The 12641-nt window shown below is 73.7% G+C and carries 10 protein-coding genes; 6 read left to right on the top strand and 4 right to left on the bottom strand.

All coding sequences use genetic code 11. The features are described 5' to 3' along the window. Both ETD85_RS53050 and ETD85_RS53045 read left to right on the top strand, forming a co-directional pair. The coding region (locus ETD85_RS53050) for an alpha/beta hydrolase family protein (protein WP_206059446.1) at positions 1-1029 on the top strand (1029 nt) is incomplete at its 5' end. Positions 1030-1094: 65 nt separating this feature from the next. Continuing rightward, a complete protein-coding gene (locus ETD85_RS53045) occupies positions 1095-1790 on the top strand; it encodes a hypothetical protein (protein ID WP_240780004.1) in 696 nt (231 codons plus the stop codon). A gap of 143 nt (positions 1791-1933) precedes the next feature. On the opposite strand, the gene ETD85_RS53040 is transcribed toward ETD85_RS53045, so the two are convergent. The 3 genes from ETD85_RS53040 to ETD85_RS53030 are packed head-to-tail and all read right to left on the bottom strand — an operon-like array spanning position 1934 to position 8690. Further along, entirely contained in the window at positions 1934-4465 is a 2532-nt protein-coding gene (locus ETD85_RS53040; protein WP_170247336.1) for an NACHT domain-containing protein, read from the bottom strand. Continuing rightward, complete coding sequence (locus ETD85_RS53035) at positions 4462-5154, bottom strand: hypothetical protein (protein ID WP_138697459.1); 693 nt, start codon at positions 5152-5154, stop codon at positions 4462-4464. Before ETD85_RS53035 ends, ETD85_RS53040 begins: the two co-directional genes overlap by 4 nt. Further along, positions 5145-8690: an NACHT and WD repeat domain-containing protein gene (locus ETD85_RS53030; protein ID WP_170247335.1), complete on the bottom strand. Its 3546-nt coding sequence runs from the start codon at positions 8688-8690 to the stop codon at positions 5145-5147. The genes ETD85_RS53035 and ETD85_RS53030 overlap by 10 nt, the downstream gene beginning before the upstream one ends. Before the next feature lie 203 nt (positions 8691-8893). On the opposite strand from ETD85_RS53030, the gene ETD85_RS53025 reads away from it, so the two are divergent. The 3 genes from ETD85_RS53025 (at position 8894) to ETD85_RS53015 (ending at position 11780) form a co-directional block, all read left to right on the top strand. Further along, on the top strand, positions 8894-10420 hold the full coding sequence (locus ETD85_RS53025; RefSeq protein WP_170247334.1) for a helix-turn-helix domain-containing protein: 1527 nt from the start codon (positions 8894-8896) through the stop codon (positions 10418-10420). A 107-nt stretch (positions 10421-10527) separates the two neighbouring features. Next, positions 10528-10983: a YdeI/OmpD-associated family protein gene (locus tag ETD85_RS53020; protein ID WP_206059445.1), complete on the top strand. Its 456-nt coding sequence runs from the start codon at positions 10528-10530 to the stop codon at positions 10981-10983. Beyond that, on the top strand, positions 10980-11780 hold the full coding sequence (locus tag ETD85_RS53015; protein WP_138697456.1) for a nucleotidyltransferase domain-containing protein: 801 nt from the start codon (positions 10980-10982) through the stop codon (positions 11778-11780). The genes ETD85_RS53020 and ETD85_RS53015 overlap by 4 nt, the downstream gene beginning before the upstream one ends. Positions 11781-11803: 23 nt before the next feature. On the opposite strand, the gene ETD85_RS53010 is transcribed toward ETD85_RS53015, so the two are convergent. Continuing rightward, complete coding sequence (locus ETD85_RS53010; protein ID WP_240780003.1) at positions 11804-12277, bottom strand: MerR family transcriptional regulator; 474 nt, start codon at positions 12275-12277, stop codon at positions 11804-11806. Between the two features lie 59 nt (positions 12278-12336). On the opposite strand from ETD85_RS53010, the gene ETD85_RS53005 reads away from it, so the two are divergent. Further along, the coding region (locus tag ETD85_RS53005) for an FAD-dependent oxidoreductase (RefSeq protein ID WP_138697455.1) at positions 12337-12641 on the top strand (305 nt) is incomplete at its 3' end.

Here is a 12641-nt window from a genome sequence, read left to right as displayed (position 1 = left end):
CGGCAGCGTCAGAGGTGTATAAGAGACAGCCCCGACCCCTGGGTCCCCGCCGCGAAGGCCAGGGAGCTGATGGTCTCCCTGTGGTATCCGGCGGCGTCACCCGGCCACCGGCGGGCGCGGTACATGACGCCGAAGGAGTCGGAGCTCCTCATCGAGAACGCGAAGCTGACCGGCGTACCGCCCGGTGTGTTCAGCAGGACGCGCACCAACGCCTTCACCGACGCCAAGCCCGCGGGAGGCAGGCGCAGCCTGCCTCTGGTGGTGCTCTCCCCCGGCTTCACCGAGCCCCGCAGCACGCTCACGGCCCTGGCGGAGGAGCTGGCGAGCAGGGGGTACGTGGTGGCCGGGATCGAGCACACCTACGAGAGCCTGGCCACCACCTTCCCCGGCGGCCGGACCACCACCTGCGTCGCCTGCGACGAGCGCAAGGGCGAGGAGTTCTGGCTCAAGGTGGGCCGGACCCGGGCGGCCGACGTCTCCTTCGTCCTCGACGAGCTGACCGGGCCGCACCCGAAGTGGCGGGGCGCCTCGCTGATCGACCCGTCGCGGATCGCGATGGCCGGCCAGTCGGCGGGAGGCGCCGCCGCCATCCCCGTCATGCTGAAGGACGCCCGCGTACGCGCCGGGATCGACCTGGACGGCACCACGTTCTCCCCGGTCCCGGACAGCGGCCTGGCGCGGCCGTTCCTGTTCCTGGGCACGCAGGCCCTGCACAGCCCGGGCGGCAAGGACACCACCTGGGACCGTGACTGGCGGCACCTGACGGGCTGGAAGCGCTGGCTCGTGCTGGCCGGGGCGGAGCACGTCTCCTTCACCGACACCGCGCTGCTGCTCGAACAGCTTGGCATCTACCGCAACCCCGGCCTGCCCGGGGCCCGCGCCGTGGAGATCACCCGCAGGTACGTCCGCGCCTTCTTCGACCTGCACCTGCTGAAGAGGCCGCAGGCGCTGCTGGAGAAGCCGTCGGCGCGCTACCCCGAGATCAAGCTCTGCACCCCGGGCGAGCCGCAGGGGGCCTGTTCCGGTTGAGAGCCGCGGACCGGCGGCCGGATGATCTAGCGTGGCGGCATCGACCGGCGACGAGGAGGCGACTTGTGATCAGCCGCGACGAAGGCAGCCCGGTGTGGGATCCGTTCGGCACGCTCGGCCGGGCGCTGTGGATCGGCGGAGGGCAGTGGGCCGGCAAGTCCACCGTGGCCCGGCTGCTGGCCATGCGGCACGGGGTGACCGCGTACCACTACGACTACCACGACGCCCGCGGCCACGACGATCGCCGGGTCGCCCGCCGGATCGCGCTCGGCCTGCCGGCCGCCGGGCCCGACCCCGACGCCGCCTGGGTGCACACCACCCCGGCGGAGATGGCCGCGGAAACGCTGGCCGGCTTCCCGATCCGCTTCGAGTGGGCCCTGGACGACCTGCGCGCCCTGGTCTCCGGCCGGCCCGTCATCGCCGAAGGCTGGGGGCTGCGCCCGGAGCTAGTCGCCCCGCTCATCGGCTCGGCCGGGCAGATGGTCGTCATGGTGCCCACCGAGGACTTCCGCGACCGGCAGCTGCGCGAGCTCCCCCGTGCCGCCGCCTTCACGCACGGCGTCAGCGACCCCGTACGCGCCCAGCGCAACCGGATCGAACGCGACCGCCTCGTCGCCGACGACGCCGTCCGCTCCGCGCGCCGCCACGGCATCCGGGTGATCGAGGTGGACGGGACCCTCGACGCCGACGCCGTCGCCGATCTGCTGGCCGACCATTTCAGCCCCTACCTCCCGGCCCGCGAGGACCAGCTGACAAGCTGACCCTGCCGCGCCGGCCACCGCGCGGAAATGTCCTGTCTATGCCCTGGCCGCGTGCCAGCGGAGCGCCAACAGTTGGACGCATGGGACTCGGACCTCATCGGGCCGCGGCGGCGAGGCGCGGATCCTCGCCGGGGGCGGCGCTCTCATCTGCCGCCGTCGCCCTCGGACGGCGTCAGGAAGTCCTGGAGCTCGCGGTGCCGGAACTGGTACGTGGCCCCGCTGACGCGCAGCAGCCGCGCCTCGCAGGCCCAGTCGAGAAAGGTCCACAGCCGCAGCGGAAGCAGGCCGCGCGTGGCCGCGACGACCAGCCCGATCATGGTGCGGGCCCAGGCGATCGCGCCGAAGGCCAGGCCGAAGGTCACGCCGCCGATGAGGGCGCACAGCAGCGACTCGACGACGTCCTGGTTCATGACGAACACCAGGAAGGCGGCGACTCCGCCGATGAGCCCGAAGGCCAGCCCGATCGTCGGGTTGCGGTGCAGCGCCTCGCGCGGATGAGCGAGCTCCGCGTCCCTGCTCCAGCCCCCGGTGGCGATCTTGAAGACGACCCCGAGCGCGAAGGCCAGCACGAAGGCCCCGGTGACCCCCATGGCCAGCGGCAGCGCGCCGGCGTCCGCGAGCCGCAGCGGCGGCAGCCCGGTGAGCGCGCCGCACAGCCCGAAGCCCAGCAGGGTGAAGGGCTCGGTGCGGACCGCCTCGGACACGGTCATGCGCTCGGCCCCCCGCCGGCCGGCCGCGGTCAGCCCGATGACCGCGCCCAGCACCAGCCCCCCGATCGCGCCCGCGGTGACGGCGAAGGCGGGGCCGAAGACGCTGCCCCCGGTCAGTACGAGCCCCGCCAGGCCCCCGAGCACGCCGACGGGCACGCCCGCCAGAGCGCCCAGCAGCCCGCCGGTCACCCGTCGCCGGCGCGGGACCTCGGTCCGCCCGCCGGCCGCGGCCGGCCACGGCGACAGCGACAGGCCGGTGGCGATGGCCACCCAGCCAGTCATGAGCGCCAAGGTGAGCAGCTGCTCGGGACCGGCACCCCCGCGCAGGTCGCCGGGGCCGTCGACCGCCGAACCCGTCCAGAACGCCAGCATCGCGATGACCGCCAGGACCACGCAGCACAGGCTGTGCAGCACCCGTACCCGGCGCCGGCCGCCGATCGGCCACAGCAGGTGGGGGACGATGTCGATCGCCGTCAGGCCGGGCGGCGGCCGGTCCGTCTCGGCGCCGCGGGCGGCCTGCCAGCGCAGGTGGGCCGCCAGGTGCACGAGCCACGATCGCACCTGGCCCGGCTGGTACGGGGTGCCGGGGGCGGCGCGGGGCGTCAGGTCGGTCGCCGCCGGCACGTACGCCTCCAGCAGCCGCGTGGCGATCCGGGCCGCCGACTCGGCGGGGTCGGCGTCCGGGTCGGCGTGGAGCAGCTCGACCGGGCCGGCACCGGACTCGACGGCGGTCACCGTCAGCAACAGCCGCCACGGCGTGGCCAGGGCGGCATGCACGGCCTTGCCCGCAGGCCCGTACAAGGCCGCCTGGATGTCGTCCCGGTGCCTGCCGCATGGATGGCCGTCCGGCCAGCGGGCGTGCAGGTACGTCCCGATCTGCTCGTTGGTCAGGTTGTGCAGATGGATCCGGGCGGCGTTGTCCAGCCCGGCCCCGGCCTCGACCAGCTCGGCGTGGCGATCGGCGCGGCAGGTCACGACGACGGCGCCCGGCCGCCGCCCGGACAGGTCGCTGTACCGGTTGAGCTCGGCCAGCAGCCCGATCGCCCGGCGCGGCGGCCCCGGCGACGGCTCGGGGTCGAGCTCGTCCAGCCCGTCCACCACCGGCAGCACCCGGCGATCGCGCACCAGCCGCCGCGCGTCATGGGCCGCGAGCCCGAAGTCCTGTGCGAGCTGCTCGGCCAGCCAGGGTTCGAACGGCCGGCCCAGGGTCCACCGGGCCGCGTTCAGGCGCACCGGCACCTGCTGCCCGTGATCGGGCCGTCCGCCGGCGGCCAGCACGGGCTCCAGCAGTTGCAGCACCAGCTCGATGGCGAGCACCGTCTTGCCCGCCCCGGAGTCTCCCACCACCATCAGGCGCCGCGAGTGCAGGCCGGTGAAGAACCCGCCGATCGAGTGCAGGTCGTGCTCCACCTCGCCGGCGGCGTCGTACAGGCCGAAGGAGAGCGGCGCGAGGCTGTAGCCGCCGAGCAGCCCCTTGCGGGCCCGGTCCTCCTCCCGGACCACGCGCCGCGCCAGCAGGTCGGCGGCGTGATCCGGGCCCGGACCATCGGCGCTCTCCGCCGGGGCCGCCGCCTGAGGTGGCTCCGGCGGCCGCGCGGCAGGTCCGGCCAGGGCCGTCCTGGCCGCTCGCCAGCGTTCGAGCTCGCCGGGGATCTGCTCGGCCGGGTAGTCGCAGTAGCGGAAGCAGGCGGTGACGAAGGCCCGCACGAAGTCCCACCGCGGCAGCCGGTCGAGCTGCCGCAGGACGTGCGAGGTCGTGCTCTTCGGCAACGCGTCGACCGTGGCGCCGTCCGAGGCCACCGTCTGGCCGCCGAGGGAGCGCAGCCTGCTCAGGGACGGCTCGCCCGCCCACTGCCGCAGCCGGATCAGCGCGCGGACGAAGTCCGCGGTGCTCGCGGCCTCGGCCGGGTCGGGCGGGCGTGGGCGTTCGGCGATCGTCCCCGCCCTGTCCGAACCAGCGATCATCCCTGCCCCGTCCGCACCAGCGACCATCCGAACCTCGCCCGGCCGCGCCGCGGCCACCGGCCGTCCACGCACCGGCCCTCCAGCGTCTGGACGTGGCGCGACTCCATCAGGAAGTTGCGCGCCTCGTCCGCCTCAACCAGCTCGCGGCCGACGGCGATGGGCACGAACCCGTGCCGGGGGATGTAGACCCAGCGGCCGCGATCCCAGTCATAGGGGTCGAACCAGCGGTGGCGGACCGTGCCGGACACCCGCACCTCGGACCCGTCCCTGGTCAGGACGAACGAGCCCTGCGAGCGCAGCAGGCTCATCCTGCTGACGTAGAACAGCTCCGTGCCGATGAAGGCGTTGATCCGCGCGTCCCAGTAGTCGTGCAACCAGCTCGACCCTCCGTCGCCCACCAGCCTAGCCTCCCGGGCGAGCTGGCGTTCGAATCGGCGCTGGTTCCTGCGCTCGGCCTTCTTGATCACTTTGAACGAGCGCAGCCACCGCAGCGACATCGTCCTCGACGCGCCCGCGCCGTCCATGAAGTGCTCCAGGAAGTCGGAGGCGATCGGGTGGAACTCGCGTCCGCCGTCGACGATCGAGCGGAACAACGTGACCAGCTCAGGGACGGGCCTGCCCGTCCGCCGCCGCAAGCCTCGCAGGAACATGCTCGCCCTCTCCGTGGTCGGGTGCAGGGTCACGGACACGTCTGGCGGTACTCCTCCTGGGGGACGAAATTCTCCCATTCTTCGCGAGTGAGGGAGCGGCCCGCGTTGGCGCACGCCGCGGCCACCAGGTCGGGGGGCGTGCGGACGTTCCACAGCCGCGCGGTCTTGTCGCCGGCGACCGTGGCGACGGTCGTCCCGTCCCGGCTGTAGACGAGCGCGGTCACGCCCTTGGTGTGACCGGTCATCCTGTCGCCGAGCTGCCGGTAGGTCCGCAGGTCCCACAGCTGCACCTCGCCGTTGGTCAGGCCGGTGGCGAGGACCTCCCCGTCCGGGCTGAAGGCGAGCGTGCTCGTGCCGCCGTCCTCGGTGATCAGGCCGATGCCGACCGGGCGGCGGTCCGGCACGTCCCAGAGCCGGACGCTGTTGTCGGCGGCCGTGATGGCCAGCCGCCGGCCGTCGGGGCTGAAGGCCAGGTCGTTGACGAATCCGCCCTGGGCCGCGTACGACGGGCCCTGGATCTCGCGGCGGGTGGCGACGTCGAAGAGCCGTACCCGGTTGTCGAAGCCCGTGGTCGCCACGATCGCGCCGTCGGGGCTGATCGCCATCGCGGTGATGAGGTCGGTGTGGTCGGGGACGGTGATGCGGGCGCCGCTCTCCTGCCGGCGCGCCAGGTCCCAGAACACGAGCGACTTGTCCCGCTGGGCGACGACGAACCTGCCGTCGGGGCTGATCCTGACGAAGGAGAGCCCCCTTTCGCGGGCGATCTCGCGGCGGCTCGCGACGTCCCATAGCCGCAGGCCGTCCGAGCCTTCCCACAGGAGCGTCCGCCCGTCGGGGGTGAAGCTGAGCCGGTACGCCGAACGGCGGGCGCCTTCGGGATGCAGCGGCGGGCCGAGAGGACGCTGGGTGGCCACGTCCCACAGCTGGATGTCGGGGCTCAGCTCGTCGGGCACGCCGGCGGCCAGGGTCCGCCCGTCCGGGCTCAGCGCGACGGCCGCCAGCGCCGGCATGGGGGTCCCCCTCTGCTGGAGCACCTGCGGGTCGGCCAGCCGGACCACGCCGTCGGCGCTGGCCGCGGCCAGCAGCTTCCCGTCCGGGCTGAACGCCACGCTGTCGACACTGCTGTAGTTGTCGGCGAGCGCGACCAGCTGCTGCCTGCTGGCCGTGTCCCACAGGACGGTGCGGCCGCTGTCCCCGCCGGTGACGATCCGGGTGCCGTCCGGGCTGAAGGCGATCGAGTAGTAGCCGGCGCTGCGGTCCTTGAGCGTTCCCGTCTGCTCGCGCGTGGCCACGTTCCACAGCCGGCCGGTGCGGTCCCAGCTCACGGTCGCGAGCGCGGTGCCGTCCGGGCTGATGGCGACGTCGTTGACGGGCTGGGCGTGCCCGGTGAACGGGGCGCCGAGCTGGCGGGACGTGGCGGTGTCCCAGAGCCGTGCGGTCTTGTCCTGACCGGCGGTGGCCAGGGTCTTCCCGTCCCGGCTGTAGGTCACTTTCTGGATGGCGTTCGAGCGGGACACCGTTTCGTCGCGGCGGCCCATCGGAGCGCCGTACGGACGGTGGGTGGCCGCGTCCCACTGCTGGACGATGCCCGTGTTGTCGCCGATCGCGAAGGTCTTCCCGTCCGGGTTGTAGGCGAACGCCGTCACGAGCTTCTCCTGCTTCAGCGGGGCGCCCAGCTCGCGGCGGGTGGCCACGTCGTAGAACCGGACGGTGTCGAAGCAGGCCGTGGCCAGCGTCCGGCCGTCGGGGCTGAAGCCCAGGTAGGTCTTCGTGCATTCGTACTTCGCCCGGGTCATCGGCGCGCCGAGCTGCCGCCGCGTCGCCGCGTCCCACAGCCGCGCGGTGCCGCCGTCGCTTCCCGTCGCGATGATCGAGCCGTCGGGGCTGAAGGCCACCGCCGTGACGCCTTTCGTGTCCGCGCTGATGGATCCCCGGCCGGTACGGGTCGCCGCGGTCAGCAGGCGGTTGCGGGCCTCGTCGGTGTCCGCGATCCGCCACGCCGCCACGGCGAGCATCGAGGCCAGGGCCGGGTCTCCGGTGACCTCGCTCTGCGCCGCCAGCTGGCGGGAGCTGGCCAGCCCGCGTTGCCGGCCGGCCTCGTCCGCCGCGTTGACGGCGGCGCCGGCCGCGATGAGGGCCAGCACCGACAGCAGCGCCAGACCGGCCATGACGAGACGGCGGCGGCGGCCCGCGCGCCGCGCCTCCCGTCTGGACGCCGCGATGAAGGCCTCGGCGACGGGACCGGGCGGCGGGAAGCTGTCGGGGTCGCGCTCCCAGCGGGGGCGGCTGTCCTGGACGGCCAGCAGCCTGGGGCCTCGGTAGAGGAAGGCGGGGTCGCGGTGGTTCTCGGCCCACTGCGCGGCGGCGTCCAGGAGCCGGTCGTACACCGCCTGCGCCGCGAGGTCGGGTTCGAGCCACTGCCACAGGGTGGGCCAGGCGGTCAGGAGCGCGTCGTGGGCGATCTCGGCGGCGTCCTCGTACAGGGTGAGCAGGCGCCGGTCGGCGAACGCGGACAGCAGCGCCGCGACCTGCTCCCGGCCCTCCCGCGAGCGCGCGGACGCGGCGGCGTGCAGCTCGGCCAGCGTCGCCCGGCGCCGGGCCACCTGACCGCCCGCGGTGATCACCGTCATCCGCCGGAAGAACCTGAGCGCGGCCTTGCGCTCCTCCGGCGACAGCCGCCCGAGCACGTCGTCGGCCGTACGCCGCACGGAGTCGCGCACCCGGCCGGACTCCTCGTAACCCCGGACCGTCAGGGTGCCGTCCTCGCGTCTCTCCCAGGTGTTGCGCAGTGCTTGCGAGAGCAGGGGCAGGGCGGCGGCCTCGTAGCGGTCGCCGGCCGCCCGGCCGGCACGCAGCTCGCTCAGGATGATCTCCACCAGGCCGGGCTCGATCTCCAGCTTCGCGGCGGCGGCGGGGCCGGTGATGGCCAGCCGGAGGTCCGGCTCCGTCATCGGCTCGACGATGACCTGGCCGTCCTGGATGGCCTCGGCGAACTGCGGGTAGGCGGCGCAGCGGTCCCAGTAATCCGCGCGTACGCCGACGATCACTCCGGCGCCGTCCCTGCCCTCGGCCATGGTGTGCAGGGCCCGGACGAACGCCTGGCGCTCCCGCTCGTCGGTGACCAGGGTGAACAGCTCCTCGAACTGGTCCACCACCAGGACCAGACGGCCGGCCGGTGCGACGGCCGCCCGCGGGTCTTCCCGTAATCGCTCTTCCACCCCGCCCGCGTCCCCGCCGAACGCCTGGGTCCACGCTCCGGCGAGCGCGCGGAACGGCGTCGCGGTCGGCGTGATGAGCAGGCGCGGCCAGTGCTGTGCTCCGGCGACCGGCAGCATCCCGTCCGCGAGCGCCGGCATCAGCCCCGCCCGCAGCAGCGACGACTTGCCCACGCCCGAGGCGCCCGAGACCAGCAGGATCGAGCCGTGCCCGGCTAATCGCCGTCCGAGGCGGTCCAGGAGGCTGTGGGTCGCCCGCGTACGGCCGAAGAACAGCTCGGACTTCCCGCTCTCGAACGGCACAAGACCTTGGTAGGGGCACACATCGTGCGAATGGCCGCCCTCCTCCCGCTCGCCCATGGCGCTCATTCTGGCCAATTTCCGCCGTCCCCATCAATCGCGTTTAGGCGGGGAGCCGGGATCGCCCGGCCCGCCGGCGTGCCGTCCGATTCCGTGCGATGTCGTCCGACCCATGGCCTGAACAGCTGAGACACGGTTTCGATGGTCGTGTTCGTCCGCACCGGCCAGGGCCGACCAGGAGAACAACGGGGGGTGTCGGAGTCGTGGAGGATTTCGGTGCCGGACTGTCTTTCGGCGCGCTTCTGCGCATGTGGCGCGAGCGCGCGCTGCTGACTCAGGAGCAGCTCGCCGAACGGGCCGGCCTCAATGTCAGGACCGTGCGCAGGCTGGAGAACAGCGGGCTCTGGCAGCCGCGCACGACGTCGATCCTGCTGCTGGCGAAGGCGCTGGAGCTGGACGGCGCGGAGCGGGCGATGCTGAACGCCGTCGCCCGCGGCCGGCCCGCGCCCGCCGGGTACGAGGAGCCGGTGGTGGCCGGCCCGCCGCCGGTGACCGTTCCCCGGCAGCTGCCCGCCGATGTGGCCGCGCTGGCCGGCCGGGAGCGCGAGCTGGCGATCGTGGAAGGCCACCAGAGCGCGAACACGGTGCCGGTCGTCTGCGTCACCGGCATGGCCGGGGTCGGCAAGACGGCGCTGGCCGTGCACGCCGCCCACCGGCTCTCGCCCCGGTTTCCCGACGGGCAGCTCTTCGTGGACCTGCACGGCCATGCCCGGGGGATGCCACCGGTCGAGCCCGGTGCGGCCCTCGCCCGCGTGCTGCGCACGCTCGGCGTCCCCGGCGAGCACATCCCGTGGCATCACGACGACCGCGCCGCGCTCTACCGCAGCGTGCTGGCCGGCCGCAAGGTCCTGATCGTCCTGGACGACGCCGCCGACGAACACCAGCTCCATCCGCTGCTGCCGGCCGCTCCCGGCTGCCGGGTGATCGTCACCAGCCGTCGCCGCCTGACCTGCCCCGGCGACACCCGGAGCCTGTCGCTGGACGTCCTGCCGGTGGCGGAGGCGGTCGCCGTGTTCACCCGCATGGCCGGGTGGGAGCGGGTGGCGGGCACTCCGGCGGGCGTGCTGGCCGAGCTCGTACGGCGGTGCGGGCTGCTCCCCCTCGCCCTCCGCCTCGCCGCCGCCCGGCTGCGGGCGCGTCCCGCCTGGGGGGTGCGGCATCTGCTCGACCGGCTGGCCGGTGATCGGCTGGCCGAGCTGGCGGCCGGACGGCGCAGCGTCGCCGCCGCCCTGGATCTGTCCTATGAACGGCTGCCGGCCGAGCAGCGGCGGGCGTACCGGCTGCTGGGCTCGGCCGCCGGCACCGATTCCGGCAGTACGGGCTTGGACAGCGCGGACTACGGAGGCGCGGACCTTGACGGCCCGGACGACGGCGGCCCGGCCTACGACGGCCCGGACTACGGCAGCGCGGACTACGGCAGCGCGGACTACGGCAGCGCGGACTACGGCAGCGCGGACTACGGCAGCGCGGACTACGGCGGAGAGGGCCTCGGCGGAGCGGACTTCAGCCTGGATGCGGCGGCCGCGCTGCTGGACACCACGGCGATCCAGGCGAGACGGCTGCTGGACCAGCTCCTGGACGCCCATCTCCTCCAGGAGCCGGCCCCCGGCCGGTACCGGTTCCACGACCTGGTCCGCGACCACGCCTCGGCGCTGTTCCGCTCGACGGAGTCCGACCTCGCCCGCCCGGTCTTCCGCCGCCACCGGCCCGGCTGCATGTCGAACCGATGACGTCCGCCATCCGAGCGGCCCGACAAACCGCGATCACCCGCATACCCCGGGACACCCCCTTCATCGGCGTCCCCCGCTCGGTCTCCTCGCCGTGTCAGTATCGGGGGGTGCAGGAGTACACCGTCCAGAGCCGGCCCGGCGGGCGGGGGCGCATGTTCGTCCCGGTGCCGTTCGATCCGGACGAGGTGTGGGCGCCCAAGCCCGTGCATCACGTGACGGGCACCCTCAACGGGATGGGCATCCGCGCGGTGATCACCGAGCACGAGGGGCAACGCGGCTTCCTGCTCGGCCCCGCCTGGCTGCGGTGCGGGCTGGAGCCGGGCGCGCAGGTGAGCGTGGTCCTGAAGCCCGAAGGGCCGCAGCGGGCGGATCTCGCCGAGGACGTGGCGGAGGCGCTGGAGGCGAGCCCGGCGGCGGGCGCGTTCTTCGACTCGCTCGCCCAGTTCTACCGGCGCGGCTATCTGCGCTGGATCGACGCCACCAAACGCCGCCCCGAGGTGCGGGCGCAGCGGATCGCCGAGATGGTCCGGCTGCTGGAGGCGGGGGTGAAGCAGCGGCCATGACCGCGGAGAACGCCGGGCCACCGGCTCCCCTGCTCGCCGCCATCCGGTCCCGCTGGCTCGCCGCCGCCACCGCCGCACTCCGCGACGACCCGCAGGTGGCCGGCGCCGCGCTGGTCGGCTCGCTCGGAGCCGGCCGGGCCGACGACTGGAGCGACGTCGACCTGCTCGTCTTCGTGGACGACGCGCGCATCGACGATGGCGTGGTCACGCACGGCCTGGGGAAGCCGGCGCTCACCTTCGACGCGCGCCACAACGGCCCTCGCGGCACCAGGGCGATCAGCGGGCAGTATCTCGTCGACGGGCTTCCGCTCTGGGCCGACTGGCACCTCCACCCGGTCTCCCGGGCGAGCTGGCCCGCCGACGCCGCCGTCATCTTCGACCGGCGCGCCTTCAACCAGCACCGCCTCGACCAGCACGAAGTCAACCGGCACCATCTCGACCGGCACGGATTCGACCGGCACCGTCTCGACCGGCGCGGCTTCGACCGGCTCCCGGTCACCTTCGCCGAGCTGCTCGCCGCCGGCGAGCGCGAGCCGCCGACGCGCAAGAGCCCCGCCGATCACCGCGCCCTGCAGCTCGCGCTCATCCCGATCGCGGGCAAGCGGCTCGCCCGCCGGTCACCGGAGACGGCCCGGATGATCGAGTTCGTCGGCGGCCCTTACGCGCCCGAGGCCACCTGGGCGGACCACCTGACCACTCTGCGACAGCTGCTCGGCGGGTTCGCCGCGCTCGGCCTGCCCGCCAGCGTGGCCGCCGCGCACGCGCACCTCGACCTGGTGGCGGACGCCCTCGGCTGACGCGCTCTCCCGGTCCCGTCCAGTCACCTGACCGGCTCTCGATCGCGCGAGACCTCCTCCGAGGTCGGTTCGGCGATGCACACCTCCTCGTGGCGGTGCTGGAATCCGATCGAGGTCTCGACCAGGCGCCGGTACGCGGGGCACTGGCTGAAGTCGTCCGCCTTGCACTCCATGAGGTGCTCGATCAGCGCCTTGGAAGCCGCGATCTCCTGGAGCCGGCGCTCCAGCTCGGCGTGGTGCCGCTCCAGGAGAGCCTGCCGCTCGGCCTGCCCCGAGACGTTGATGATCTCCCGGATCTGCTCCAGGCTCATCCCCGCCGCCTTGGCCCGGATGATCGTCAGGACCCGGATGGCGTGGTCCTGGGTGTAGCGGCGGCGGCCGTTCACCCTGGCCGCGGGCGCCAGGAGCCCCATCGCCTCCCAGTGCCGCAGCACATGCGGCGCGAGCCCGAACTGCTCGGCGAGCTCCCCGATCCGCATGGAATCGCTTGACTTCATGTTGACATTAACTTGCAGACTTGCCTCCACGTCAAGTGATCACCGTTATGGAGGCAGACATGTTCGACGTCGTCATAGTCGGCGGAGGCCCGGCCGGGCTGGCCGCCGCCCTGACCCTGGGCCGGGTTCACCGCCCGGTGCTCCTGCTCGACGCCGGTCAGGGCCGCAACGCCCCCGCCGAGAACGTGCACAACTTCCTGACCCGCGACGGCACTCCCCCGGCCGAGCTGCGCGAGCTCGGCCACGCGGAGCTGGCCGAGTATCCGGCGGTCCAGACCCGGGCCGGTACGGTCACCAGCGCGAGCGCGCTCGGCGGGGGCTGTCTCTTATATACATCTCCGAGCCCACGAGACCCTAAGACACA

It is taken from the genome of Nonomuraea zeae, from assembly GCF_005889725.1.
Classification (GTDB): domain Bacteria; phylum Actinomycetota; class Actinomycetes; order Streptosporangiales; family Streptosporangiaceae; genus Nonomuraea; species Nonomuraea zeae.
This window is presented reverse-complemented; position numbering and strand designations above follow the sequence as displayed.

Coding starts and splice junctions, on each gene's coding strand:
- ETD85_RS53040 (WP_170247336.1), bottom strand. CDS start 4,465: ATGATCGCTGGTTCGGACAGGGCGGGGACGATCGCCGAACGCCCACGC.
- ETD85_RS53030 (WP_170247335.1), bottom strand. CDS start 8,690: ATGGGCGAGCGGGAGGAGGGCGGCCATTCGCACGATGTGTGCCCCTAC.
- ETD85_RS53015 (WP_138697456.1), top strand. CDS start 10,980: ATGACCGCGGAGAACGCCGGGCCACCGGCTCCCCTGCTCGCCGCCATC.
- ETD85_RS53010 (WP_240780003.1), bottom strand. CDS start 12,277: ATGAAGTCAAGCGATTCCATGCGGATCGGGGAGCTCGCCGAGCAGTTC.